The organism is Lysinibacillus sp. GbtcB16 (assembly GCF_019091145.1).
GTDB classification, from domain to species: domain Bacteria; phylum Bacillota; class Bacilli; order Bacillales_A; family Planococcaceae; genus Lysinibacillus; species Lysinibacillus fusiformis.
The window spans coordinates 1-267 of record NZ_JAGXJV010000447.1; the positions used below are offsets into that span (position 1 = coordinate 1).

1 protein-coding gene is annotated in these 267 nt (G+C 43.8%); it reads left to right on the forward strand.

Annotation, left to right across the window (positions count from 1 at the left end):
- On the forward strand, positions 1–157 hold a 157-nt coding region (locus KVT27_RS24860; protein WP_217582196.1), incomplete at its 5' end, for a CinA family protein.
- Between the last annotated feature and the right edge of the window lie 110 nt (positions 158–267).

The window sequence follows — 267 nt, forward strand, 5'->3', positions numbered from 1 at the left end:
GCCGGTAGGACTTGTTTACATCGGCTTTGCTCAAAAGGATACGGAAACGCAGGTATTTACGCTGCAGCTCTCCGGAAACAGGGAATCTATTAAACACAGGTCCGCGAAGACTGCGCTCTATCAGCTCTGGAGACGCTTGAAAGAAAGCAAAAACTAGCCTATAATTGAATGAGTGTTGACGGAAGAACCGTAGCAAAGCGATAACTTTGTTACGGTTTTTTGTTTGTTCTGGAAAAAGTCGAATGTATGTTCGAAAAAATGCTTGGC